Origin of the sequence: Enterococcus sp. DIV0240d, assembly GCF_051711245.1 — a bacterium.
GTDB lineage: Bacteria > Bacillota > Bacilli > Lactobacillales > Enterococcaceae > Enterococcus_D > Enterococcus_D casseliflavus.
Genome location: NZ_JBIOMG010000001.1, coordinates 1,335,097 through 1,361,493, shown reverse-complemented (window position 1 = coordinate 1,361,493; position 26,397 = coordinate 1,335,097). Strand labels below are relative to the sequence as shown.

The 26,397-nt window shown below is 43.5% G+C and carries 22 protein-coding genes; 5 read left to right on the top strand and 17 right to left on the bottom strand.

The genetic code is table 11. The features are described 5' to 3' along the window. The first annotated feature begins 108 nt into the window (after window positions 1-108). From IGJ25_RS06410 to IGJ25_RS06400, 3 genes are all read left to right on the top strand, one after another. Window positions 109-825 carry a hypothetical protein gene (locus tag IGJ25_RS06410; protein WP_438779172.1) on the top strand — a complete coding sequence of 239 codons (717 nt, stop codon included), beginning with the start codon at window positions 109-111 and terminating at the stop codon, window positions 823-825. 173 nt (window positions 826-998) lie between these two features. Then, the gene (locus IGJ25_RS06405) at window positions 999-1,859 is read left to right on the top strand and encodes a metallophosphoesterase (protein ID WP_010747797.1); all 861 of its coding nucleotides are present in this window, start codon (window positions 999-1,001) and stop codon (window positions 1,857-1,859) included. A gap of 134 nt (window positions 1,860-1,993) precedes the next feature. After that, window positions 1,994-2,167, top strand: a complete 174-nt coding sequence (locus IGJ25_RS06400; protein ID WP_010747796.1) for a hypothetical protein — start codon at window positions 1,994-1,996, stop codon at window positions 2,165-2,167. 28 nt (window positions 2,168-2,195) lie between these two features. Here IGJ25_RS06400 and IGJ25_RS06395 read toward each other — a convergent pair whose 3' ends face one another. Further along, window positions 2,196-3,953 (bottom strand): metal ABC transporter permease subunit, encoded by a 1,758-nt coding sequence (locus IGJ25_RS06395; RefSeq protein WP_318248586.1) that lies wholly within the window; start codon window positions 3,951-3,953, stop codon window positions 2,196-2,198. Between the two features lies 1 nt (window position 3,954). Further along, window positions 3,955-4,677, bottom strand: a complete 723-nt coding sequence (locus IGJ25_RS06390) for a metal ABC transporter ATP-binding protein (RefSeq protein WP_010747795.1) — start codon at window positions 4,675-4,677, stop codon at window positions 3,955-3,957. Between the two features lie 573 nt (window positions 4,678-5,250). On the opposite strand from IGJ25_RS06390, the gene IGJ25_RS06385 reads away from it, so the two are divergent. Continuing rightward, entirely contained in the window at window positions 5,251-6,765 is a 1,515-nt protein-coding gene (locus IGJ25_RS06385) for a flavocytochrome c (protein ID WP_438779171.1), read from the top strand. 84 nt (window positions 6,766-6,849) lie between these two features. Here IGJ25_RS06385 and IGJ25_RS06380 read toward each other — a convergent pair whose 3' ends face one another. From IGJ25_RS06380 to IGJ25_RS06365, 4 genes are all read right to left on the bottom strand, one after another. Beyond that, the gene (locus tag IGJ25_RS06380; protein WP_225000963.1) at window positions 6,850-8,916 is read right to left on the bottom strand and encodes a beta-galactosidase; all 2,067 of its coding nucleotides are present in this window, start codon (window positions 8,914-8,916) and stop codon (window positions 6,850-6,852) included. Window positions 8,917-8,925: 9 nt separating this feature from the next. Continuing rightward, on the bottom strand, window positions 8,926-9,780 hold the full coding sequence (locus tag IGJ25_RS06375) for a sugar ABC transporter permease (protein ID WP_010747791.1): 855 nt from the start codon (window positions 9,778-9,780) through the stop codon (window positions 8,926-8,928). 3 nt (window positions 9,781-9,783) lie between these two features. Further along, on the bottom strand, window positions 9,784-11,019 hold the full coding sequence (locus tag IGJ25_RS06370) for a carbohydrate ABC transporter permease (protein ID WP_016608233.1): 1,236 nt from the start codon (window positions 11,017-11,019) through the stop codon (window positions 9,784-9,786). Between the two features lie 138 nt (window positions 11,020-11,157). Continuing rightward, window positions 11,158-12,429, bottom strand: coding sequence for an extracellular solute-binding protein (locus IGJ25_RS06365; protein WP_225000964.1), 1,272 nt, complete (start codon window positions 12,427-12,429; stop codon window positions 11,158-11,160). 254 nt (window positions 12,430-12,683) lie between these two features. Between IGJ25_RS06365 and IGJ25_RS06360 the strand changes: the two genes are divergently transcribed. Beyond that, window positions 12,684-13,682, top strand: coding sequence for a LacI family DNA-binding transcriptional regulator (locus tag IGJ25_RS06360; RefSeq protein ID WP_081116594.1), 999 nt, complete (start codon window positions 12,684-12,686; stop codon window positions 13,680-13,682). A gap of 82 nt (window positions 13,683-13,764) precedes the next feature. Here IGJ25_RS06360 and IGJ25_RS06355 read toward each other — a convergent pair whose 3' ends face one another. The 11 genes from IGJ25_RS06355 to IGJ25_RS06305 form a co-directional block, all read right to left on the bottom strand. Continuing rightward, a complete protein-coding gene (locus IGJ25_RS06355) occupies window positions 13,765-14,286 on the bottom strand; it encodes a GNAT family N-acetyltransferase (RefSeq protein WP_438779170.1) in 522 nt (173 codons plus the stop codon). A 17-nt stretch (window positions 14,287-14,303) separates the two neighbouring features. After that, a complete protein-coding gene (locus IGJ25_RS06350) occupies window positions 14,304-15,065 on the bottom strand; it encodes a YibE/F family protein (protein WP_438779169.1) in 762 nt (253 codons plus the stop codon). Beyond that, window positions 15,062-16,093 (bottom strand): YibE/F family protein, encoded by a 1,032-nt coding sequence (locus IGJ25_RS06345; protein ID WP_225000965.1) that lies wholly within the window; start codon window positions 16,091-16,093, stop codon window positions 15,062-15,064. Before IGJ25_RS06345 ends, IGJ25_RS06350 begins: the two co-directional genes overlap by 4 nt. A gap of 168 nt (window positions 16,094-16,261) precedes the next feature. Next, a complete protein-coding gene (locus IGJ25_RS06340) occupies window positions 16,262-17,221 on the bottom strand; it encodes a D-2-hydroxyacid dehydrogenase (RefSeq protein WP_015509314.1) in 960 nt (319 codons plus the stop codon). After that, window positions 17,218-18,549: an APC family permease gene (locus IGJ25_RS06335; protein ID WP_010747783.1), complete on the bottom strand. Its 1,332-nt coding sequence runs from the start codon at window positions 18,547-18,549 to the stop codon at window positions 17,218-17,220. Before IGJ25_RS06335 ends, IGJ25_RS06340 begins: the two co-directional genes overlap by 4 nt. A 123-nt stretch (window positions 18,550-18,672) precedes the next feature. After that, window positions 18,673-19,893: an MFS transporter gene (locus tag IGJ25_RS06330; protein WP_438779168.1), complete on the bottom strand. Its 1,221-nt coding sequence runs from the start codon at window positions 19,891-19,893 to the stop codon at window positions 18,673-18,675. A 188-nt stretch (window positions 19,894-20,081) separates the two neighbouring features. Further along, window positions 20,082-20,681 carry a YczE/YyaS/YitT family protein gene (locus IGJ25_RS06325; RefSeq protein WP_005225521.1) on the bottom strand — a complete coding sequence of 200 codons (600 nt, stop codon included), beginning with the start codon at window positions 20,679-20,681 and terminating at the stop codon, window positions 20,082-20,084. 107 nt (window positions 20,682-20,788) lie between these two features. After that, on the bottom strand, window positions 20,789-22,273 hold the full coding sequence (locus IGJ25_RS06320; RefSeq protein ID WP_225000967.1) for a response regulator transcription factor: 1,485 nt from the start codon (window positions 22,271-22,273) through the stop codon (window positions 20,789-20,791). Then, window positions 22,266-24,014: a sensor histidine kinase gene (locus tag IGJ25_RS06315; RefSeq protein ID WP_413118809.1), complete on the bottom strand. Its 1,749-nt coding sequence runs from the start codon at window positions 24,012-24,014 to the stop codon at window positions 22,266-22,268. The genes IGJ25_RS06320 and IGJ25_RS06315 overlap by 8 nt, the downstream gene beginning before the upstream one ends. Continuing rightward, window positions 24,007-24,627, bottom strand: a complete 621-nt coding sequence (locus IGJ25_RS06310; RefSeq protein ID WP_074535016.1) for a DUF624 domain-containing protein — start codon at window positions 24,625-24,627, stop codon at window positions 24,007-24,009. Before IGJ25_RS06310 ends, IGJ25_RS06315 begins: the two co-directional genes overlap by 8 nt. Before the next feature lie 279 nt (window positions 24,628-24,906). Beyond that, window positions 24,907-26,376, bottom strand: coding sequence for an ABC transporter substrate-binding protein (locus tag IGJ25_RS06305; protein ID WP_005225517.1), 1,470 nt, complete (start codon window positions 26,374-26,376; stop codon window positions 24,907-24,909). Window positions 26,377-26,397 lie beyond the last annotated feature (21 nt).

Genomic DNA, 26,397 nt, shown 5'->3' with positions numbered 1-26,397 from the left:
CAGTTTAAGAAAACTTTCAGCAAGCAAAAAAAATCCGCCCAAAGTTGGAGGACGCCGAAGCTGATTTTCTCTATACTGAAGGTAACGAAATCGTATGGAGGTGGAAATATGGAACGATCAAAAATTGATCCCGGCCGCTTTTTTTCTGACCAAAAAGCAGCCACGAAAGGCACGTTAAAACATCAATATCATTACTATCGGCAGCAAAATGCCCATCAAGCATTCAACAGCGATTTTCAGCGAAATTTCCAGCATGATTTCCCGAATTTTGCTACCTGGCTAAAATTGCAGCAGCAGACACCACAAAAGAATCAAACAGCGACTTTTTCTCACTGGTTATTGGTTGGTTTCTTCGGACTTTTGACAGCAGCAAGTTTTTCGCAACAGCTCTTATTCCTACTTTTTGTCTTTGTCTTAGCCGCTCTCGTCAAAGGACCTGGCATGATCGTATGGGGCATCGTGTATTCCTTCTTAGTTAGTCTGTTCCCGCCATTGGGTATCGTTCTTTCTGGCTTATTTTTCTTACTGACCCTGCGTCAATTAACCAAAAACGTCACTTTCGTTTTGACTGCATTGTACTTTTACGGCTATCCCTTTATCATCACAGCCCTCCAACACTTTACGAATTGGGACCCGCAATGGCTGTGGGTCGGCAGTATCGGTTTTGCCTTGATCAGTGGCCATTTTGTCTTAAAGCAAAACTATCCCTTTGCTTCAAGTAAAAGTCTCGCATGGGCGATCATCTCCGTCCCTTATGATTGTGTCATGGCTTTGATCCCCGTCAAACACAAAGCACGCTTTAAACGTTTGGTGAAAATCAAATAATTACGATCTAGGATACAAAAGTCGGCTATTACAGCCTCTTTTGTATCTTTTTTCCATGGAAGAAACAAACGAAATACGATGGATATTTTTTGTTATTTTTGCTTTCGCATGATTGCTTTTTTTGTAAGAATCTACTATGCTAGAAACTAGCAAATCAAAAAAGGAGCCACGCCATGTACACCCTCATTCTTATTGCATTCCTCCTTACGGGCTTGCTAGTTTACTCCTTTATTATTGAACCGCATCTTCTCAAACAACGGCACTACCTCATAAAAAAAGACAAGCGCACCGTCTTAGATATTTCAAAGGCTTACGATCTTTATCAAGCAGAAAGCAATCTCGTGATCGCCCATATCAGCGACCTTCATTTTTCTCGTTGGTACAAACCACGGCGAATGAATCGCATCATTCGATCAACGATCCAAAACAAGCCGGATCTGATCATCATCACGGGGGATCTGATCGATAATTATAAAAAATGGCCGCATCGTTCAACCAAGCGACTGATCGAAAAGCTGAAAAAATTGCAAGCGCCTCTGGGTAAGATCGCAGTTATGGGGAACCATGACCATTTGAATGACGGGCATTACTTTGTTAAGGAAATATACCAGCATGCAGGGTTTACCTTACTTGATAATGAGTCAGTTTTTGGTTCTGATGACAAGACGTCGATGAATATTGTCGGTATCGATATAGAAAGTCCGAAAGTCAGTTTTACCTATGAAGCAACCTTAGCAGAATGGCAGCTGCTTTTGCTCCATGAACCCGATTATGTTTCTCGGATCACCAATCTGCCAAACTTCGACTTGATTCTTTCTGGCCATAGCCATGGCGGGCAGATTCGCTTGCCTTTTTATTATGCGAAAACCAAGGGCGCGTTGAAATATACCGATGGGCTCTACCTTTTAGGCAATGAGACCTTATTAAGTGTTTCCAGCGGGGTTGGTATGACCAAGATTCCCGCCCGACTCGGTGTCCCACCTGAGATCCTTTATTACCATTTAGAACCGCAACAGCAATTGAACGTTTCTTAACTGTTCATCGGTGCAATTGGGAAAAAATCAGCGACTCGTTTCAGCAAACGTTCGATTCGCTGATTTTCTTTTTTCGCCTACCGTGTTAAAATATACTAAATAAACACTTTTCAACAATTAGGAGGAACCAAAAAATGCTCATCTCGGGAACGCTTTGGTTTTTGATCGCCTTCTTCGCTTATACAGCCTATGTATACGGTCAGGGGTTGTACTTTCCTGTCATCGCTTTTCTTGCTGCTTTGATGGGCTGCGGATTTTATCTCTTTGCCTTTCTCCAGCACAAAAATACGACGAAAAAACATCCTTAGCCAGAACGAGCTAAGGATGTTTTTTGCATTATTGATTCAAGCCTTGATAAATCGTATCGAGATTCCACTTCATCATGTTATAGTAGCTGTCGCCTTCTTCTCCCGGCTCTGCAATCGAATCGGTAAAGACGGTTCCGAATATCGGAATACCTGCATCACGAGAAACACTTTGCATCGGACGAGTATTGACGCTGCTTTCGACAAACAAGGAAGCGACGGCTGAATTTTGCAGCTGATCCACTAAGTTCTTGATTTGCGCAGGGGTTCCTTCTTCTTCGGTATTGATTTCCCAGATATAGGCAGACGGTACACCGTAGGCTTTGGAGAAGTATTTGAAGGCTCCCTCACTGGTGACGATCAATTTCTTCTCTTCGGGAATCGATTGGAAGTTTTCCTTCGCTTGCTGATCCAGTTCTTCTAATGAAGCCAAGTAGCGTTCAAGGTTTTCTTCATAGAAAGAGCGATTGTCAGGGTCCTTTTCGCTCAAGCGTTGAGCAATGTTGCGGGCATAGATCATACCGTTTTCTAGATTTAACCAGGCATGAGGATCGGCTTTGCTGTGGTCTTCATCGTCAGAAAGATAAAGCACATCCACGCCATCACTGACGGCAAAGTAATCTTCATTTTCTACCTTATTGGCATTGTTCATCAATTTGATAAACCAGCCATTGCCGCCAGTTTCTAGATTCAAGCCGTTGTAAAGGATAAGATCGGCATCGGTCGCTTTTCGAACATCTTCCACTAAAGGTTCATATTCATGGGGATCACGCCCCACTGGTACGATACTGTGAAGATCGATTCGATCACCGGCAATGTTTTCCGTAATATCAGCAATGATCGAATTGGTCGCTACTACTGAAAGTTTCCCTTCTGTTTGGGCCATCTGTCCGTTTTGCTGTGCCAAAAAGAAGCCACCAGCTACAGCTGCCGTTGCTAAAACCGCTGTCGCTGACCAGCGTTTGACTGGACTGGTCTTTTGTTTTGGTGAGAACAAAAAACCGATCACGAAAAAGGCTCCTGCGGTCAAAACGATACTTGATCCTGCGGCAATATTAAAGCTGTACCCGATAAACAAGCCAATAAATGAGGCGAAACCACCTAAAACCCCTGCGATGACCATCATATGCTTCAATTGTTTTGTATAAAGATAAGCTGTTGCTGCTGGAGTGACTAACAGAGCCACGATCAAGATCGTTCCGACGCTTTGCATCGCTGTCACTGAAACCAAAGTCAACAAGAACATCAATAAATAGTGATAGGCTTGCACTTTCATCCCAAAGGCCTTTGCCATCATCGGATCAAAAGACGTGATCAACAGTGGACGGAAGAAGAGGATGATCACTGCCAGCACAAGGATAGCGATAGCGATCGTCAGCCATTTGTCGCTGTCTTGCACCGCTAGCACATTCCCAAACAAAATGTGAAACAAATCAGTCGAACTATTTGCTACTCCAATCAAGATAACCCCTAAAGCTAGAAACGAACTAAAGGTGATACCGATCGCCGTATCGCTTTTGATCAAGCTGTTATTGGCGATATAGGTAATGATCATGGAAGCCAAGATCCCAAAGAAGATCGCCCCGACAAAAAAATGAACGCCGAAGATATAAGACAAGGCTACCCCTGGTAAGACCGCATGAGAGATTGCATCCCCCATCAAGGACATCCCTCGTAAGATAATAAAACAACCGATCACCCCTGCGACGATCCCGATCGCGACTGCCGTGATCAAGGCATTTTGCAAGAAATGATAGTTACTTAAACTCGTAAAAAAGCTTGTCAACATGTTAAACGCCTCCTTTCACGATGATCGCATCGCCAAATGTTTGCTTCAAATTGCTCTCGGTAAAGACTTCACTGACTGGTCCCGCAGCGATCAGGGTTTGATTGAGCAGAACCAAGTAATCAAAGTATTCGGTGATTTTCCCCAGATCATGGTGAACGATAAAAATCGTCTTGCCAGCATCTCGCAAGTTACGCAACAGGCCGACGATGATCGCTTCACTGGTGGCATCGATCCCTACAAAGGGCTCATCGAGGAAAATATAGTTGGCATCTTGCACCAACGTTCGAGCAATCAAGACCCGCTGAAACTGCCCGCCGGACAATTCCCCAATCTGACGTTCCGCAAAGGATTCCATTTCTACCGCTGCCAGAGCGGCTGTCACTTTCTGCCAATCGTTTGCTGACATCCTTTGGAACATGCCCATCTTAGGATACAACCCTAAAGATACGACTTCTTTGACTGTGATCGGAAACGTGTAATCAACCGCGGTCTTTTGTTCGACATAGGCAATTTCCTTTTGAAAGTCTTTTAACGCTTTTTTGTCGACACTCATGTTCCCACTGGAAGGGATCAATTTCAACGCCGCTTTAATCAGCGTCGACTTCCCTGCCCCATTTGGACCAATGATCCCTACGATCGACGGTTTTTCTACTTGAAACGACAAATCCGAGATCACTTGATGATCGCCATCATAGGCTGCGGATATTTCTGAAAAAGTAATCATTATTTTCACTCCATTTCCATAGTTAAGGATAGTTTATTTATTTTTTAGGTAGACCTAACTTATTTTTATTATACAAGAAAGGATTTGTTTTGCAAGACAGTTCTCTTGATTTTTTTAAGAAACACCGCAGTTTCTTGGCAATGACTCTTGAAAACTAAGATTCTATCTTTATTTATTGAGTAAAAGTTGGTGCCCACAAACACGGATGCCATCAATTTCTCTCTATCTTTTGAGCGCAAAGCATTCGATTTATTCTTAATAAAAGAGATCATTCCTCGGCACCTCAGTGACGTACGTTTTTTCAATAACAGAAGAGAGGCGAATCAAAGCCTCTTCGCTTTCTCCCTTCATGATGAATACCAAACAAATCAAAGAATCAATAATTCTTCTATTTCCATAAATTCACGAATTCACTCTTTTTTATGATGACCAAGAAACCCTTTCATCTCGACTAAAACGCTTTATAAATTAAACTTTTCTAATTATTATGTGATTTTTCGAACAAAAGCTAAAAATAACATGACAACTATGTTAGTCTTTGATTTGGAAAAAGTTTTAGGAGGAATAAAAACAATGAAGAAAATTTTCCAAACACTATTAGTCCTAACCTCGTTAGCAACTTTGAGTGCTTGTGGCGCTGATTCACAAACAAGCAGCAGCTCAAATACTGGTTCATCTGCTAATGAAGAAACAGATGCAACTTCTGCTGCATCTGGTCAAGAATACACAGACCCTAGCGAACTTGCAGACAGCTACGATGTCGTGATCGTCGGTGCAGGTGGCGCTGGAATGGCCGCTGCGATCCAAGCAAAAGAAGCTGGCGCAAACCCAGTTATTTTAGAAAAAATGCCAATTTCTGGTGGGAATACATTGAAATCTTCTGCAGGAATGAACGCTTCAGAAACCAAATTCCAAGAAGCAGAAGGCATCGAAGATTCAAACGATTTATTTTATGAAGAAACATTAGCTGGTGGTCACAACACCAATGATGAAGAATTGTTGCGCTACTTTGTGGATCATTCAGCAGAAGCAATCGATTGGTTAGATTCCATGGGTATCACTTTAGACAACTTAACAACGACTGGCGGGATGAGTGAAAAAAGGACGCACCGTCCATCGGATGGTTCTGCTGTTGGGGAATACTTAGTTGATGGCTTGATGCGCAACATCCATGAATTGGAAATCCCAATTTTTGTGAATGCCGATGTCAAAGAAATCAATGAAGAAGATGGTCAAGTCAACGGGGTGACCGTTGAAGTAGAAGGAACCGAACAAACCATTGATGCCAAAGCAGTTGTCGTTACAACAGGCGGTTTCGGTGCCAATTTCGACATGATCACCGAATACAAACCAGAATTGGCAGACTACGTGACAACGAACCAAGAGGGTTCGACTGGTGATGGGATCAAAATGATCGAAGCATTAGGTGGACAAACGGTTGATTTAGAGCAAATCCAAATCCACCCAACAGTGGATCAGTCTAAATCACTGTTGATCACTGAAGCTGTCCGTGGAGAAGGCGCGATCTTGGTCAATCAAGAAGGCGAACGGTTCTTCAATGAAATGGAAACACGAGACAAAGTCTCTGAAGCGATCATTGCCCCACCTGAAAAATCAGCAACGTTAGTTTTTGATGCAGGTGTCAAAGAACGCGTGACAGCCATTGATTTTTACGAGCAACAAGGGTTAGTCAAATCCGCTGACACGATCGAAGAATTAGCAAAAGAATTGGACATGCCAGAAGCAGCGCTTGCTGAAACGATCGCTACGTGGAACAGCAGTGTAGCTGCTGGTGAAGACGAAGCCTTTGGACGCAGCACAGCAATGGACAACGATTTGTCAACAGGACCTTACTATGCCATTGCCATCGCTCCTGGTATCCACCACACGATGGGCGGTGTGAAGATCAACACCAACACAGAAGTGATCGCTACGGATAACGAGATCATTCCAGGTCTTTTTGCAGCCGGTGAAGTAACTGGTGGGTTGCATGGTGAAAACCGAATTGGCGGTAATGCCGTTGCCGATATCATCATCTTCGGACGCCAAGCAGGAACAAAAGCTGCCGAATTTGCACAAGAAAATTAAAACACTCTCTATAAAAAAGAAGTACTTACGTTTTTTTTCATCAACGTAAGTACTTCTTTTTTCATATAATTGACACAATAGTCTTTATTGATCTGGTGCTGTCACTTTGATAATCTGCACCTCATAAGGCGCCAACTGAAGCTTTTGGTTTGTCGTTTTTCCAGTAAGCAAATCGATTCCTGAAGTTGCTACCTCTACTTCTTGATTTTCTTCGGAAAAATTCATCACAAAATAATAGGTGGTCGGAGCGAGCTGCTCTTGCTGACTTTCTCTACTTTGGATCGACACGTTCGTTGAACCTTGACGGACCCACTCATTTTGTATGCGAAGCTGTTGTGTTACTTCTTGATAGAAGTCTTCCAAAAAGGCTTGATCCGTCCGTCCCCCAAGATAGTAGGCACTTCCTTCACCATAATCATTTGCGGTCACTGCAGCTTGACCTTGATAAAAATCAGCACCGTAGACCCCTAACGTTTGGGCAGTGTTTGTTTGAACAACACTACAATAATCATGAATTTGGTACTGCTGCTCCTTCATTAAAAGCAGATTTTTTTGTTTCGGATATAACGTATCGATTTCTTTCACAGACACACCAAACAGTTCTTCTAACTCTTGGGGCCAGCCCCCTAAATAGGTCAAGTCCGTTTCATTCACGATCCCCGTCAAATAAGTGGAAACCAGCGTCCCGCCATTTTTCGTATACTGTTGAAACTTTTTCATAGTTTCTTTTGGTAAAAGGTAAAGCATCGGAGCGATGATCAATTGGTAAGAATCAAAGTCATGGTCTTTCGTGATGACATCAACCGCGATGTCATGATTCCAAAAATAGCGATAATGCTCTTGCAACGTTTGTGGGTAGCGTTTGCTCTCCAAACCAAAACCTTGCGCATCATTGAGCGCCCAATTGTTATCCCAATCATAGATGATCGCCACTTTGGCTTTTTTGTGCAATCCTTTGATTTCTTTGATTTCTTCTAAGGCTTTTCCCACTTCTACTACATCTTGAAAAACACGATTCTGTTCGTCGTTGTCATGGTCCACGACGGCCCCATGGAACTTCTCAGATGAGCCTCGAGATTTTCGCCATTGGAAATAAAGATTACTATCTGAACCGTGAGCAATAAATTGCATAGAAGACAACAGATGCATCCCGGGGCGTTTCGTGCGATTGACTGGATGCCAATTCACACCACTAGGGGTTGATTCCATGATCAAAAAGGGTTGCTTTTTCAAGCTACGGTACTGATCATTGATAAACCCAACCTTACTTGCCAAATCAGCGGTCGTTCCCCAATCATTATGCCAAGCAGGATAACAATCCCAACTAATGACATCTACATGCTGGGCAAATTTTCCATAATCAAGGCTATAAAAGGGAATCAAATCTCGGGTATCTGCCATGAAATTCGTTGTGATCGGTACATCTGGAGACAAACGACGAATGTCTTTGATCTCATGTTCATAGAAATCAATGGTCTGATCGGTCACAAAACGATGCCAGTCTAGATTTAGTCCATGAACTTGCATTTCGCCGATCGGTGAAGGAGATTCGATTTGCGACCAATCGGTGATCGTATGGCTCCAGAAAGGTCCCCACCAGGCCTCATTCAAGGCTGCTAATGTTTGGTACTTCTGCTTGACCCACTGACGAAAGTTTTCTTGGCAAATGGGACAATGACAATCTCCAGAATACTCATTGGAAATATGCCACATCAATAGTGCTGGGTGATCGTGGTAGCGTTCAGCTAATTTCCGATTGATGATCGCCACTTTCTCACGATAGATTGGTGAAGAAAAGCAGTGATTGTGACGCCCGCCGTGTAACATTTTTTCCCGTTTTTCATTGGTTCGTAGAACTTCAGGGTATGCTTTAGACAACCAGGCAGGACGCGCGCCGCTTGGCGTCGCTAAAATGACGTTGCTGTTTCGTTCGGCGAGCTCATCCATGATTTTGTCTAACCATTCAAATTGAAACACCCCTTCTGCTGGCTCTAAGGCACTCCAAGCAAAAATACCAAGGGAAAATGTATTAGCATGAGCTTTTTCCATTAGTTCTAAATCTTTAGCTAAGATCTCGGGATAATTTAGCCACTGGTCAGGATTATAATCCCCACCATGTAAAAAGCGTTCTTCTAAGTTATATCTTGTCATCTTCTCTTCCTATCCTTTTGTGCCACCAGCGGTCAAACCGGAGACAAAATGTTTTTGTAATGCAATAAAGACGAGCGCGATCGGAATACTGATCAAAATAGCCCCTGCCGCAAAAGTTGTATAGCTGGCTCCCATTTTATCCGTGACTAATTTGTATAACCCGATGGGTAATGTATAGTACTCAGGATTACGTAAAATCACAGAAGACAGGGCAAAGTCTCCAAGTGGTCCAGTAAAGCCATTCATGGCAACGACTGCCAGCATGGGTCGTGATAAAGGAATCAAAATTTGCCAGAATATTCGCGTATTGCTTGCGCCATCTATCTTGGCACTCTCGTCTAAATCTAACGGGATCGAGTCAAAATACCCTTTCAATAAGTACGTGTTCATGGGAATCTGGCCCCCAACGTAAATCAAGATCAGCAACCAATGGCTATTGATCAAGCCGAGCATTTGCGCCAATACAAAAATTGCGATCAAGGCAGAGAACTGCGGGATCATTTGTAGTAGTAAGAACAGCATCAACCCATTTTTACGGCCTGTAAAACGAAATCGTGAAAAGGAATACGCCGTCATGGAGACAAAAATCAGTGACAAGAACATGGTGCATACACTGATTTTTAATGAATTCAAATACCATTGACTATAATAAAGCGAGTTGTCACCAGCAAATAATTTCGTGTAGTGACTTAATGTCGGACTCGTCGGAATCAAACTCGTACTTACTAAACTGTTCCCAGGATTAAAACTAGCACCGATCGTCCAAAGTAAAGGGTAGACGATCACTACTACCGTAAAAATCAGTACGAGATACGTCAAGGATAGGCGGACAAATTTTTGTTTCTTCATACTTGCTGCCTTCATATCTTATCCAACCTCCTTGAATGAATTTGTTCGGCGGAATTGCCATAAAGCAATCGCGATCACGACGATCGATAAGAGAATCGTCAACGCTGCTGCCAGTGCATATTGACTATTTTGCATCGTTAGCTTATAGATCCACGAAACCAAAATATCGGTACCACCAGCGGTCGAACCAGGAACTGCTGGTCCACCAGAATTAAACAGATAAATGATATTGAAATTGTTGAAGTTAAACGTATATTGCGTAATCAAAATCGGTGCCATTGCATAAAGCAATAATGGCAATGTGATTCGGCGGAATTTTTGTAAAGCTGAAGCACCATCGATGGTCGCCGCCTCATACAAATCATCAGGAATGGATTGCAGCGTTCCTGTAGTCACGATAAAAATATACGGAAAGCCTAGCCAGCCTTGAATCAGTAGCAAAGCTAAGCGGGTCCAATTCGCACTCGTTAGCCAAGGAATCGGTGAAATCTGGAAGAAATTCAAAATCGAATGATTGATCGCACCAAAGGAATCATTGAACATTCCTGAAAACACCAAAATCGTAACAAATCCCGGAACTGCCCATGGGAGGATCAAAATCGTTCGAAAGAACTTTTTGAGTCGTAATTCTTTTTGATGCACCAGCACCGCTAAAAATATTCCGATAGAAACTTGTAACGTTGAGGCGATCAAGGTCCAGATAACTGTCCAGCCCAGAACATTGAAGAAGGTACTACGCCAAATATCGACAGTAAAAATCTTCTTAAAGGTCTCTAATCCCACCCAATCTGCTAAATTGGCAGGTGCAGAATGATACAGATCATAGTTCGTAAAAGCTAACGCGATACTAAAGAGAATCGGAAAAATAACAGAAAACACGAGTAAGAAAAATGCTGGGCTACTCATTAAATAAGGATAGCCTTCTCTTAATAGTGCCTGGTAGCTTTCACGGATAGAGTTGACTGGTAGCTCATTGTCTCTTAATTCACCGTTTTTATAGGCATCACGGATGTTTAAATAATAGAACAACAGACCAAAACCGATGACGATCAAGGCAACTAATCCTTCTGCTAATAAAAAGATGGAATTGTCTCTCGGCACTTCCACGCCTAATGTCACGATGCCCCAAAGTCCCATATTAAATAAATCTTTAAAGACGACAAGATACATAGCAAAAAAGAAGAAAAATAAAGCGCCTTTGATTTTTTGCCGATTATAAAATTGACCGAATCCTGGTATGATCGAGAATAGCATTGCTCGTTTTGCATACGACTGCGTGTTTTTCACATTTTCGCCCCCTGTAAGAAAAAGCCGCTGACAAACGTTTCGTTCGGCCTTACTTGATTCCTAGTGATGAATGACCTCCGAAACGTTTGTCCTTGAGACGACTTTCTAGTTTTGAATTGCCGCAATGGCTGATTTGATCTGTTCGACTGCTTGTGGTAAAGCTGTTTTCGGTTCAGCCTTTCCAGTAGCAATGGTTTGCAATGCGGCATCCATTGGTTCCCATACTGAATTCATTTCAGTGATCCCAGGCGTTAGTTCTGCGTGTTGGGACTGAGCGGCAATGGCTGCAGCACTTTCACTTTCTTGAACTGCTGGATCATCTGCCAATGAAGCAACCGCTGGTACTTCCTGTGTTTTTTCATAACGAACTTTTGAATTTTCCTCATTGCTGATAAATTTGACGAACGCTTCAGCTAATTCAGGGTTTTGGGAATAGCTACTTACGTTGTAGCTTTTGACACCGATAAAGGAACCCATATGTTCACCATTGCCTAATAATGGCAATTCTTTCACACCATAGTCGATGCCCGCTTCTTTATAAGGAGACAAGTTCCATGGTCCCGAGATGACAGCGGCAGCTTTTCCTTCCGTAAATAAAGAGTCCAACACATTGATTCCTTGTTCACCGACCAATCCCGATGGAAAAACACCTGCATCATAAAACTGTTGGATATAGTCTGCCCCTTCGATCGCGCCTTCATTAGCTAATCCAATATCTTCAGGGTCATAGGATCCATCGGCATTCTCGCCAAAAACATAACCGCCATAACCGCTCAATACACCTTGTGCGTAATAAATTTGATCCCATAATGCCAGTAACCCATAACTGTCAGCACCTAAAACAGACTTGGAATACTCCAGCCACTCATCCGTTGTCTGTGGCAAGTCATCTTCGGAAATTAGTTCTTTGTTATAATACAAAATTTGTGTTTCAACCGCTTTTGGTAAGCCGTAGACTTTGCCGTCAACGATTTGCGATTGCATTGCTGATTCTGTATACAGCTCTTGTAGCGTTTGATCGACTGTTAATTCTTTCAACAAACCTTCGGTAACGGCTGTACCGATTTGATCGCCAGGAATCGTGATGACATCCGCACCTGTACCAGCGGGTCCATCCAATCGTAAATCTTCGATCTGTCCACCATAGGCTTTTTCGACCACTTTGATCGTCACATCGTGTTCTTCTTCAAATTGTTTGACTGCCTCTTCAATCCCAACTGATTTTGCTTGGTCTTCCCAGACCAATAGATCATAGTCCTTATTGCTGCCACTATTTGCTGCAGTACTATCTGTCCCTTCACTTTGTGGACCGCAAGCACCTAATCCTAAAGCTGCTACACTTAAAAAAAGAACTCGAGACATTTTTTTCATCATCATTTCTCCACCTTTTCTTTATTTTGCAAACGCTATCTTCTTGTTTATAATAAATTATTTTACTTAATATGTAAATAGTTTTACTAAATTAATTTCTTCAACGGGGTAAATAAACGGATAAAATCAAGGTTTATCTCAAAAATAATTTTTCAAAATACCACCACGCTCTAAACTTTCACTATTGAGTAAATATATTTAGTAAATTCATTTACTTGGTAAAGTTGTTAGCGTATACTAGAAGAAAGAGGTGAAGAAGATTGGTTACAATAAAAAAAATTGCCGAGCAATCAGGCTTTTCACAAGCGACTGTTTCCCGATTATTGAAAGGCGACGAATCGTTGTCGATCGCTGCCGATACGCGTCAAAAAATTATTCATACCGCTTTATCACTAGGTTATGATCGCTCAAAAATAAAAACAACACTAGAAAAAATCGCCGTCCTTTTCTGGCTGACAGAACAAGAAGAGCTGCAAGATGTCTATTTTCGACAATTGCGTATCTCTTTAGAAAAATATGCGAAAATCAACAATTTGGAAATTCAACTGATCACCCATGAAGATGATGTTTTAGAAACACTGCAAGAAGTCGCCGGATTTATTGGGATTGGCTCTTTCACTGAGAAAGAAACGCAGCAGTTCAAATCCGTTTGCCCCTATGGCGTCCTTTTGGAAATCAACCCCTGTCCAGAGTTGTTCGATACGGTCAAACCTGATACTGATCGAATGACGCAACTGGCGATCGATCTATTTTTAACAAAAGGATACCGAAAGATCGGCTTTATTGGTGGTGCTTATCTAAATCCTGATACCCAACGTGCAGAAATGGATAGTCGCGAGGTCATCTTCCGTCAAACGCTGGCTCGTCGAGATGCGCTCGATGAGGCGTTCTTATTTAGTGGTGGCAATTTTTCCGTTGAAACCGGCTATCGTTTGGCGAAAAAAATGGTGGAATCCCTTGGTGACAATTTGCCAGAGGCGCTCTTTGTGGCTTCTGACACCATCGCAGTTGGTGTGCTCCAAGCGTTAAACGAACGATCCATCATCATTCCTGATCGCTTGGAATTAATCAGTATCAACGACAATGAGATCGCAAAATTTGTGGCTCCCCCTCTAACAACCTTTAAAATTGATGTGGAGGAAATCGCCAAAACCGCGATCGATTTATTGGTGGATCAGATCGTTCATCCTCGAGCGATCACCAAAACAGTCCTTTTAGGGGCTGAACTCATCGAACGAAAAAGCTTTACGCAAGCATAAAAAACGCCCCTAGAAAGTTAGAAAAAGCTAACTTTCTAAGGGCGTTTTATTGTCTAAATCGAAAAAAGCACTCTTTCGTTTTTCACATCTCTTTCGCCACAGCATACACAAGATGCGGCATGTCCACTTGCCGATAGTGTTTGACAAAGCGATCCACCAGCTTCATTCCATTGCGCAATGCCACATTTATGGAGGCTTGATTGGTCTCACGAATGATCGAATAAACACTGGCGGCATTCAGCGTTGCAAACGCATAGTCTTTACAAGCCTGGGCGGCTTCTGTGGCAAACCCATGATGCCAGGAGTTCTTTTGAAACAAGTACCCAATTTCTAAAACGGCTTCTCCCTTGACGTCTTGCCATGTCAACCCGCATTGACCGATCGCTTGCCCGGATGCTTTCTCAATCACTAGCCACAAGCCAATGTGATCGTTTTGATAGCGTTGCAGCTGTTTGTCGATCCAACCAGTGACTTCTTGCTCACTGAAGGGTCCTTCATAGGCAATCATAACTTCTGGATCTTGCAAAATCTTTTCAATTGCTGTTCGATCGTCATGACTCATTTCTCGCAGGACTAATCGCTTAGTTTCAATTAGTGGTTCCATGGTGGTTGCGCTCCTTCCTATTCCATTCGGTTTCTTTTCAAAAAATACCAACTTGCTGCCCATGCGGTGATGGGTAAAATAATCACCGCTGCCAGACCCGTGATCAAACAAACGACCAATTCTGAGACGAACGCCTTCGAATTGATCATTTCACCAAAGGAGATCGACAAATCTTGAAACCACGCAATCAACGCCAGATTACTTCCCATAAAGGCAAACAATAAGGTATTGATCGTTGAAGACAATACGTCTGATACCACGGTCATACTACTTTTACTTAATGCCTTGATCGAGACTGGCGGGTTTGCTTGAAAAAGTTCATAGGTCGCAGTGCTGATCGCCATACTCCCATCTGCCACCGCCCCCGAAAAACTCATCAAAATGATCGCAGTCATCAATGTCTTAAAATCGATGGCTACATCAAAGGAATACATCGCCAACTCATCCAGTTCCTCTGCCGAAAACCCATGCAGATTCATTGCAGAGAGCACAAGCGGAAATAGTAGTAGAAAAATCCCTAGAAAGACCAACACACAGACAAAGGCAATTTTGGTTTTCTGATTGACGCCGTTCACGAAAAACAAGGTGATCGCCGCCACGGTTAAAAAGGCAACACAAGCCGCTGGTAAAATCGGTGTCCCTCGGTCAATCAGGACCAGCAGCGCTAGAAAGACAGCCACATTCATAAACAGACCAGTGACTTGAAACAGCCCTTCGATCCGAAAAACAGCGAAGGTCAGCAAGAGAAAAAGCAAGCTCAACACAAACAAAACATTCATTTTGCTTTCCTCCTTTGTAGTTCAAAGCAAAGGAGCGTCAACGGTACCGATAAAACCAGCGCAAAGCCGCCGCATAATGTACGCACTATTTCTAAAGAAAGATGCATCGGCAATGCTTGCGACAGCAGCCAGCCATTTGCTAGGTAAAACAATAGCGCTGGCATACTCCCACTTAAATAAGCAAACAACAAGACATTGATCATCGAAGAAGTCGTATCTTGCGCGATGGACCGACCGATCGCTAATCGTTCCTTGCGGCTAGTCTGGGGATTGATGCGCTGGATCTCATCTAGACTGGCAATCAGCATGACAATATTGTCCATGCTGGCACCAATCGCGCCAATCAGCAGACTCCCTAGATAGACACTGCGATACGGACGGGTCAGAAACGACATTTCTTCATAGCGCAACCCATGATCTTGCAAAAGATCCATGGCGAACCGACAGAGAAAAAACGCCAAGAGGACGCTGGCTAACGAGGCAATGATTTTACGGCTGTCGATCGTACGAAAGCCATAGGAAATCCCCATCGTCAAAACCAACGAGCCGATCGTAAAAACGATCATCAAAAAGACCAATGAAAAGGAGCTGTTGCCTTTGTGAAACCAAAGAAAAAGGAGCAGCAAGCCAGTATTCACAAAGATACTAAGTAAAGCCCGCAAGCCCTTTTTGCCACCAATTGCGACTACTGCCATCAAAAATAAGGCAAGGAAGAAAAAGAGATACCCATCCCGTTTTTGTGCTTGTACCTGCCAGCCATCCCCTTCTTTTTGCAAAAGCAGCTGTTGTCCGGTCTGATACAATGGATGAATCGCACCGTTGGGGGTGTATTGCGTAGTGACTGTCCGTAGTACCCCAGCTTCTTCTCCGTTACGAACGATCCCTTGGATCTGCTGCTGGTCGGAGGTGACTTGAACCGTTTGTACTTCTATGATCGGCTGTGCATAAAAGCGGCTGCTTTGGGTTTGGATCAGCCAGCTCAAGACCAGCACGCTAACAAAGGCCGCTAGATAATAATACTTTTTCAAGATCGTCTCCTTTCATTTTCAGCAAAAAAAGACTTAGACAAATCCCCAGTCCTACGACCGATCACCTTGTGAGGCTGGATGACTGGTCGAAATGGTTACTGTGTCGGCGAGACTAACTGCTTTGCTAGTCGCCTGTTTTGTCAAAGTCCTTTTACTTGCTCGTTTTGCTTACACGACATTTTGCGGTGTACCTGCTTTAAAGCCGCTTAAGTTCGCCACAGCAATCCCCATCAAACGACGCCGCGTTTCGACGGGTGCCCAAGCGATATGCGGTGTCAAATAGCAATTTGGCGCCTGTAATAAGGGATTGTCAGCTGCGATCGGTTCTTTTGAAACGACATCTGCCGCCAAGGCTGCGATCTGCCCTGTTTGCAGCGCTTCAGCAACTGCCGCTTCATCGATCAAGCCGCCACGGGCGGTATTGATCAGGATCGCAGAAGATTTCATTTGTGCCAATGCTGTGCGATCGATCATTTTTTCTGTCTCAGGAAACTGCGGAACATGAAGGCTGATGATATCTGCTTCTTGATACAATTCCGCCAGCGAAACTTGTTTTGCCCAATCCGCTTGTGCTGGTTTTGGTCGATGATTAAAGTAGATCACCTTCAACTGAAACGCATGAGCGATCGTGGCAACTGCTTGAGCAATTGCACCATATCCAATCAGCCCAATCGTTTTGCCTGCCAATTCCATCAATGGTGTCTGCCAATAAGAAAAATCTTTGCTGGTTTGCCAGTCGCCCTGATGTACGGAACGATTATGGTGTCCCACTTGATTCGTCACTTCCAGCAGCAAAGCAAAGGTCGCTTGTGCCACTGCATTGGTACTGTAGCTAGGAATATTGGTCACGGTGATTCCCTGTTCCTTCGCTGCTGCCAGATCAACGACATTGTATCCAGTTGCCAAGACCCCAATGTAGGTCAATTGCGGACATGCTTTGAGCACATCTGCGGTGATCGGCGTTTTATTTGTCAAAATTGCTTCGGCATCGCCGATTCGCTCAATAATTTCTTGTTTATCTGTATACGAGGTACGATCATACACCGTCACCTCTCCTAATTCTTCAAACCCTTGCCAAGACAAATCTCCTGGATTCAACGCATAGCCATCAAGTACAACGATCTTCATTCTTTCGCTCCTCTCGCTTTTCCTTTTGCTTTTCCATAAAAAACGGGAATTCCTAGTAACGTCACGCCGATTCCCACGACTGCTAACCACGTGTCAGTGATCAAGGTCATGATCAAGATAAAACAGCCGCCTAAGATCGCAATCAAGGGAATGATTGGATAGAAGGGAACTTTATACGGACGCTTCATCTGCGGTTCTGTTTTTCGCAAACGAAAAACTCCTACAAATAATAATACACTAAAGAACCACATAACAAAAACCAGCATATCGGTCAAGAGATCAAAGGTGCCTAAAAGCATCATGATACACGCGATCCCTAATTGTAAAAAGGCCGCCGCATAAGGTGCATTGGTGGTTTTACTTAAGGTGGCAAAGGTCTTGCTGAAAGGAATCTCATCTTCCAATGCCATGGCATAAGGAACTCGTAAACCAGTCATTGTATAGCCGTTCAATGCGCCATACACAGAGATCAGGATACCGATCGTGACCAGTTTTCCGCCAAAGCTGCCAAACAAGGCCATCGCAGTTTCTGAGGCACTGTTCAAATTACCAGCGATTTGATCGATCGGCAATGTTTTTAAAAAGGCAACATTGATCAACACGTACACCAAGGTAACAAAACTCAACCCAAAGATGATGGCTTTTGGTAAATCTTTTTCAGGTCGCTTCATTTCCCCAGCGACATTACCGACTCCCATCCAACCGTCATAAGCAAAAAGGGTTGCTAAGAGGGCACTACTGATACCAGCTGCAAGCGATCCTTGAGTATTGGAAGAAAAATCCACCAATGAGACCGATACTTGCCCTGGTGTCAACAGACCTGCCACGATGATCACCGCAATCGGGATCAGCTTGACTGCTAACGTGACGGACTGGACTTGAGCAGCGGCTTTTGTTCCCAAAAGATTGATCAAGGTCACACTCGTTCCGGTCAAAATCGATAAAGGAAGCAAATAATTGCTGGGTAGATGAAATAAGTTCAAACACTGGGTCGCAAAAATAATACTTAAAGCCGCCACGTTCGCTGGAAAGTAAATGATACTTTGTGCCCAGCCTAATAAAAAGGAGGGTAATTTTCCATAGATTCTTTCAATATATCGAATGGGTCCGCCAGTCTCAGGAATCGCCGTCGCTAACTCCGCCACCGTCAAACCGCCGCAAATCGTTAGAAAGCCGGCAAGCAGCCAAACCAACAAGGTCAAACCGGTGGATTGGGTCTGCTGGACCACAGCCGCTGCTTTGAAAAACACGCCGGCGCCGATCACCGTTCCCATTACTGTCGATAATGCCCCAAAAAAACTGATTTCTTTTTTCAATTGACTTTTCACAACATCACTTCCTTTTTAAATGAATAAGTCAAAGTATAGCGGATAGAAACTATCTTGACTAGAGGAATTTCAGAAAACAAAAAGCAAATACCATGAAAAGACGGCATTTGCTCCAAAATTTTTTTATTCTTTTGTGGATTCTTGAAAAACCAGCAACGGAAGCTGTCGTTTTTTGTGCATTTGTTGAACCAAATAAATTCCTGCCAGCAAGATGATCGGGAAAACGATCGCCCCTAGAATCCCAACCTGCAGCTGTTGTCCCGTCCATTCGACGATACTGCCGACCACAGCGGGTCCGATTGAACACCCTAAATCTCCTGCTAATGCCAAATAAGCAAATAGCGCCGTTCCGCCGTTGCGAATGTACTGCGCAGAAAGACTAAAGACCCCTGGCCACATGATCCCTACGGCAAAACCGCTTAAGCCGCAGCCAAGGAACCCGATCAATGGCAATGAAGCAAAGCCGATCATCATATACGCCAATAGGCAAAGCAAAACACTCAAAAACATAAAGCGTTTCAAATCGATGCGTTCCCCGAACTTGCCGTAAAGCAAGCGGGAGATCCCCATCATCAAGGCAAATACCATTGGCCCTGCTAAATCGCCTAGCGTCTTGCTAACGCCTAAGCCCTGTTCGGCAAAGGTCGATGCCCATTGGCTGACTGCTTGTTCGCTGGCTCCAGCACAGACCATCATCACCAGAAACAGCCAAAAGCTTTTCAAGGAAAAGAGCTGCCGAGTGGTCAACCCTCGTTCTCCTTCGGCAACGATTGGCGCCAGCGGGACTTTGGTAAAGAAAAACAAATTGACCAACGGGATCAGCGCCCAGATGATCGCCAAAATCGGCCACTGTTGAATACCGAACACCATGAAGAACGCCGTTGAGAACAAAACGACCCCCACGTACCCCCAGCAATAAAACGAGTGCAGCATGCTCATCGTTTTTTCCTTATGTTCCGTTGGACAGGCTTCAACGATGGGACTGACTAAGACTTCCAGCAAGCCACCGCCAATGGCATACAACAAAACCGCTGCTAACAATCCGCTAAACGGGGTCGGAAGCCATAAGGGAAAAACGGCTAGACCAATCAAGCCGATCGCTGCAAAAAAATGCGCGGCTACGATCGACACTCGATAGCCGATGCGGTCTACAAAAAAGATTGCTGCAAAATCGACGGCTAACTGGGTCAAAAAGTTAAAACTAACCAGCAAAGTAATCTGGCTGATCGGTAGCTGGTATTGGCTTTGAAAGGTCAAAAATAATAAGGGGGCAAAATTATTGATGACGGCTTGAACGATGTACCCTACAAAGCAAGCCGCAATCGTCGAACGATAACTTTTCATTTTCACTTCTCCTTTACTCGTCTTATCAGTATACCAAGTCCAATAAGACACTAACCATGGAGAAAACACTTTTTTTACCCAGAGAATCTTAAGGAAATCAGGATTTTTCTTCCTTCAGATAATTCCCTTAAATGGAAGCAGCAAAAAAGCTGTCTGTAAGGACAGCTTTTTCCGACTTATTTTCAAGGCTAGGCGTTTTTCTTCCGAGCAGCGATGGTTTTCATGGTGGCTTCAAAGATTGGGCCAATAAAGACGATACACAAGAGAGTACCTAACCCAACACTGGCGCCTAACGCAAAACCGATCAAGACCATGGCTGCATCCAAGCCGATACGGATCGTTTTTTGCGTCAATTTGCTTCGTTTGTAGATCAAGGCAGTCAAGGCTTCTAACGCCGCTGATCCTTTGTTGGAAGAAACGTAGATACCAGCGCCGATCCCAAATAAGATCGGTGCTGCGAAAATAGCGATCCAAGGATAAAAAGGCAAATGAATCGATACTTTGTCCATCACTGGTTCAAAGATCCCGATCAACAGGCCTAAGCCGATCCCGTTGATAAAACTGCCAATGCCTAATTCGGCACGATCAAAGACTGCAACGATCAACAAAACAATAATATTAAAACACAAACTGGCAATCCAAAAAGGGACATCAACAAAATTCAAAATTCCTAGTAAAAACGTACTGATCGTATCATAACCTTGATGGGCGGTGATCAATAAGGAAATGGCCAACGCAATCAGCCCGGTACCTATCAAAACTTGTGCAAATTTTTTGGTTTCTTTCACAACATCACGCTCTCTTCTTTATTTTTCCTCTCTTAGTTTACCGTGAAAGCGTCACAATTACTATCATTTAATCACAAAAACGAGAATTTTTTTGAAGAAATCTAAATTCAATCAAGGGATTCATAATGCTGTTCATAGGTATCGCGAAACTCTTTGGGGGTCAGACCATTCAATTTCTTAAACATTTTGGAAAAATAGTTGGTATTGTTGTAACCAATACGATCGCCGATCTCACTGATCGTGGCTTTCGAATGAAGCAACAGCTGCTGGGCTTGCTTGATCCGCACCAGATTGACGTACTGATTAAAGCTCATTTCCGTTTCTTTCTTAAAGAGCTGCCCCAAATAAACGACGCTGACATGCAGTTCTTCTGCCGCTGATTTGACCGTCAAATCATGGGTATAGCCTTCTTCGATCAGTTGGATCGTCTTTTGAACGATCTCCGAATAGCGTTTTTGCGGCGGCTGCGATTTCGCCAGCTCCAGCACATCATCAAAGAGCTGCCGCAAATCTGCCAGTGTATTAGACTCACGAATCCGTGCCAAAATTTGTTCATGGTTTTCATGAGAAAGTACTGGTAGCTGCCGATAAATATCATTGAACAACAAGAACGAAACATAGCGAACATGCTCAGGGTCTGCTTGGGTTTGTTCCAAAATAGCGAACATTTTATCCAGCTCATGTTGGATCGTTTTGACATCCCCGATGGTCAGTGCTTTGTTAAAAGACAGAAACGGGAGTTCTTCGTTTCGCTCTAAAATATCCACGTGGATCGTCTGTTCTTGTAAGAACAGATCTGGGTAGAAGGCTTGCAGTGACTGAACCTGTTTGATTTTTTCATAGGCTTTATACAAATTCTCCCACTCGTTGATGGTTTCGCTCATGATCAACTGCCAGTCTGTACTACTGAGCTGCTGTGCCAGTGCTTTTAGGTCAGCGTTGATTTGCTGCCTTGGTCCAGCAGCAGTAATGATCACTTGGTTTTCATCTAATCGCCCTGGTAAGATCAACGGCTGATCGTGTTGCTGAAAAAACGTCGTGATTTTTTGTAAGATCTCAGCAGTCCCATTGAACTGCAAAACGGTAAAGGGTGCTGCTAGTGGCACCCGCTGTTGCGCCAGCAAATGGAGGTACTCGCTTTCGTTCAATTCATCATTCAACCAAAGCAGCAGGCTTGATTCTTGGTACAGTTCTTTTTCTGCCAACAGTTTTTGCTGCTCCTCTAACTCAGCTGCAATCGCTTGTACACTGCTGCGTAGTTCTTCTTTGTTAACAGGTTTGACGAGATAATTACGCACACCTAACGCCATGCCTTGTTTGACAAAGGCAAACTCCTGATAGCCTGATAGAATGATCGAGAAAAATCGATTCCCATACGCTTGTGCTTGGCGGATCATATCGATGCCGTTCATTTCTGGCATCCGAATATCCGTGATCAGCAAATCAACAGAATGCTCTTGCAAGTACTCGAGGGCTTCACTAGCACTTTTCGCTGTATGCACCACTTCAAAGCCCAGTTCTTGCCAAGGCAAGATCATTTGCAGCCCCTGCAAGATCATGTATTCATCATCAACGAACATTGCTTTATACATCTGTCTCATGCCCCCTTTGCAAACGTTTCTCATCTAAGCGGATCTTGACCGTAAACCCAGCACCTGCCTGAGACGTAACGTCCATTTGATAGGCGCCGTTGAACATGCCCCGCAACCGTTCGTGAACATTTTTGATCCCGATCGAGGTTTGGGCTCCGATCTCCTGATTTTGCAGTTCTTCTTGGATCATCGCCAACTGCTGTGCATCTGCGCCTTTGCCGTTGTCTTTGACCTCAATCACGATCTGATCGGCTTCTTTATAAGCCTTGATACTGATGGCGTTATCGTTGCGCTGATAATCGATGCCGTGAACAAAATAGTTTTCGACAAGCGGCTGCAGCGTGAACTTCGGCAATTCCAACTGTTCTAATGCTGAATCGATGGTTACATGATAGGCGATCTTATCTGGGTAGCGCATCTGAAACAAGTAGACATATTTTTCACAAAAATCGATTTCTTCTTTTAAGGTCTTCGTCTTTTCTTGCGTCGTATTGTTCCGTAGCAGTGCCGAAAAGGCATAGACGACATCCGCCAGCTCTTCTTGGTTGCGACTCAAGGCATACATTCGAATGTATTCTAACGTGTTATACAGAAAATGCGGATTGATCTGTGCTTGCAGCGCCCGCATATCGGCGTCTCGCTGCTTGATCTCTAACGTGTAGATGTCTTTGATATACTCGTTGATACTGTAAGTCATTTGATTGATGGCTTCTGCGATTTCTTTCAGCTCTTGTTGGACATTGGCGGTATCGATCCGCTTATCAAAATTCCCTTGACTGACTTCTTTCGTCGCATAAACGATCTGTTGTACTTGCGAGGTATAGCGCTTGAAGGTCCGATGGAGCACCCATAGAACCAATAAGAGAATCCCAATCCCAAAGCTAAAGATCCAAATGGCGCTAGAAAAAATATCCCGCCAGATCACACCTTTTGACAACAAGACCAGTGACAACTCTCCGCTGACGGTTGTTTGTTTTTTGATATAAAAGTCTTTCGACAGAGTGTCGTGAATAGTTCCATGAGCCACCGCCTGATCAATTTTCGCTAAGGTCTGCTTGCTAAGGTTCGCGGCATCCTTGTATAGCCGCTGCCCATTGGAGGTATACAAAAAACTGTTAATACCATGCGCTTGGTTGTCTTCTTGTCGATTGGCTAAGACATCGTCTGAGTGAAAAATCACGTAGACTTGCCCTAACGGTTGCGCATAATTACTTGGTTGGGCGATCGAACGAACAAAAAACAGACGATTTTTCAAATCGATCTGCTTGCCGTTGCGTTTTTCTCCATAAGGGGTATCTAGGGTTGCCACTAGTGTCTCATTGCTTTCATCCAGTTGAATAATGATCTCTTCGATACTAGGATGATTACGGATCAAGCGATAGAGGATATTTGGCAAATACACACTTTGTCCCGTCTGGCGAAAAATATCATTACTATAGGAAAAATAGTCTGGCAATGAAAGCTGTAAATAATTGCGCAGCGATTCAAAAGCAGTATCCGAACTGGTAAATTCGCCTAATACCGTTGAGACGACCGCGTTTTGATCCTGCACGTATGCATCCAACTGCATACTGGTAGCTTCCACGAGGCGTTCGCTGCTATTGAAGCGGTCTGCCCCAGTATATGCCGTCAGAACCAGCATGATAATAATCGAGATGATCACCAAAAGGACGCTATACAACTGCATCAACTGATTGATCAAAAAGTCATGTTTAAACAAACGAAAGCGCTGCTTAGTCATGTGCCAAGTCCCGATCAATGACGGTTTTTTCCTGACTAATCGCCACGTGGCACCACAAAATCAATAGACTGAAGGTTCCAAAGAGCAAGAGCCCTTTCATCATCCAAGTAAAAGCGAAAATACTGGCAATCCCCACTAACAATTTTAGAAAGGTCGCCATATGAAGAAACAGACACACGAAGGACAATTTCAGGTTATTCCACAAGGAAATCTCATAGGATGTGTCAAAAACCACACTTAGTAAGTACAATAAGATACTCAATCCGCTGACGACAACTAAAACAAAAGAGATCATCAGCCAAATCAAGCCTTGGATCTGGGTAGCTAAATACAAGTTATACACTAAGAAACCTGTCAGTAGGAAGAAAAGATAAAACTGTTTATTGGCTTTGACAAAGACGCTGCGCCAAATGCGCCATGCGCTGCGAAAGCTTTGATGCTCATAATTTAAACCGTCTTCGTGGATCAAGGTACTAATGGTATGAAACGCTGGACCGATCCCTAAGATTCCGCCACCTGCCAATGTCAATACAACGAAAAACAAATTCAACTTCACGATCGCCCAAATCAAGCGAAAGCCCTTGACCAACCCACTATTTGCTGTTTCTTCCATTTAAAATTCCTCCCTTATTTGTTCCCTATCGAAAATGTAGCATGATTTTAGCTTCCTACTCAAGCTACCTGAGAATCTTTTAATGCTATGTACGTTTTAGATGCTCCATGCTTGCTGCTTGAAGGTTAAAAAACAAAAGTAACGTTATTTTTCCATCAAAAAATTTCGCTATTTACTTTAAAGAAAAAGCAGCCAGAAGCTAGACGTGGGAACCATTGGTCCTGATGCGTTTAGCCTCCGGCTTACTTGATCTATTGATTGGTGAGCGGCGCCTGTTGCTTATTCTTGGCTTGCACGATACTCATCAAATTGTTTTTGCATTTCATCGCGGACCTTCTCCCAGCCAGCGGTTTTTAATTCTTCGTTTAGTTTCGGAACATTTTCTTCTGGATCGATCGTTCCCGTTGCTAAACTTGCTTTGTAACGGTTCATGACATTGGCGATATTCGTGATTTCTGTTTTCACATTATCAGTCTTGAAGTTGAACCCTAAGATTGGTGATGCTTCAGCGTTAGCAATATTTTCATCACGCTCTTTGATCATATCGTCTGTGATGGATTCTTGTGTATAAAGGATCATGTTGTTCCCAGTGTTCCAAGCAGCCATCCGAGTATTTGGCAAGTAGCCATCAAGGAGACGGATTTTGTTGTCTTCGCCCTCGATTTTTTCCCATGCTTCGCCTTCGACACCCCAAACCAATCCATTCAACAATTCAGGGTCGCTGTTCAACAAGCCCAACACTTCCACTGCTTTTTCTTTATTTTTCGAAACATTCGCTACGACAAAGTTTGCCATTTGCGCTTGACCTGTTGATTTTAATTGTTTCGTGATTGGACGTGAAACCAATTCATGACCTGCGGCATTGCTTAAGATCGTATCGCCGTAATCCATTGGTCCTTGGGTTTCTTCACGCATGAACCATGTGTTGCCTTCTAATGGGTAACCAGTCGTATTAGTGGCTGCATCAGTTGGGATCAAGCCTTCGTTGTACCATTTGTGCATCAATTTCAAGTTTTCCATTTGTTCATCATCTTCGTATTGATTGATGATCTTCGTTGTATCGCCGTCCAATTTAACAGCAAATGGGTAATCTTTCCCGATCACATAATCATAGTTTCCAGAAACATTAAAGGTTTGTCCGATCGCAAACGGTGCGATGTTTGGTTCTTCTTCTTTAAACTTCTTCAACACGTCTTCGGCATCTGCATAAGATTCGATCCCGCTAATATCCAAATCATATTTATCTAAATACTCTTTATTGAAGGTCAAGACTTGTTGGGCATAAATATTGCCATTGACTGGAAAGGCATATAATTTTCCGTCGATCGTATTGCCTTTGATATAAGATTCGTCTAATTGATCATACGCTTCTTTGGCATATTTTGGTGCTAACTCCGTCAAATCTGCATACGCGCCTTTTTGCGCATTCGCAACATAGTTTGAGGCAAAGGAAATATCGTAGTTTTCACCCGATGAAATGATGGTACTCATTTTTTGATCCCAATCACCCCAGCCGATATACTGCAGATCGATGCGAGCGTTGGTTTTTTCTTCAATGCGTTTATTGGCGATCTCCATTAATTGATCAAAGTTTTCTGGCTTGTCCCCGACTTGATACATCAATAAAGTCGTTACGCCGTCTGCATTGTTTTCTGAATCGGATGTTGCGCCGTTCGACCCACAGGCAGCCATTCCCAAAGTTGCCGCTGCGGCCATCCCAGCAAAAGCTGTTTTTTTCCACAAATTCATTTTTGTTTCCTCCCTATACTT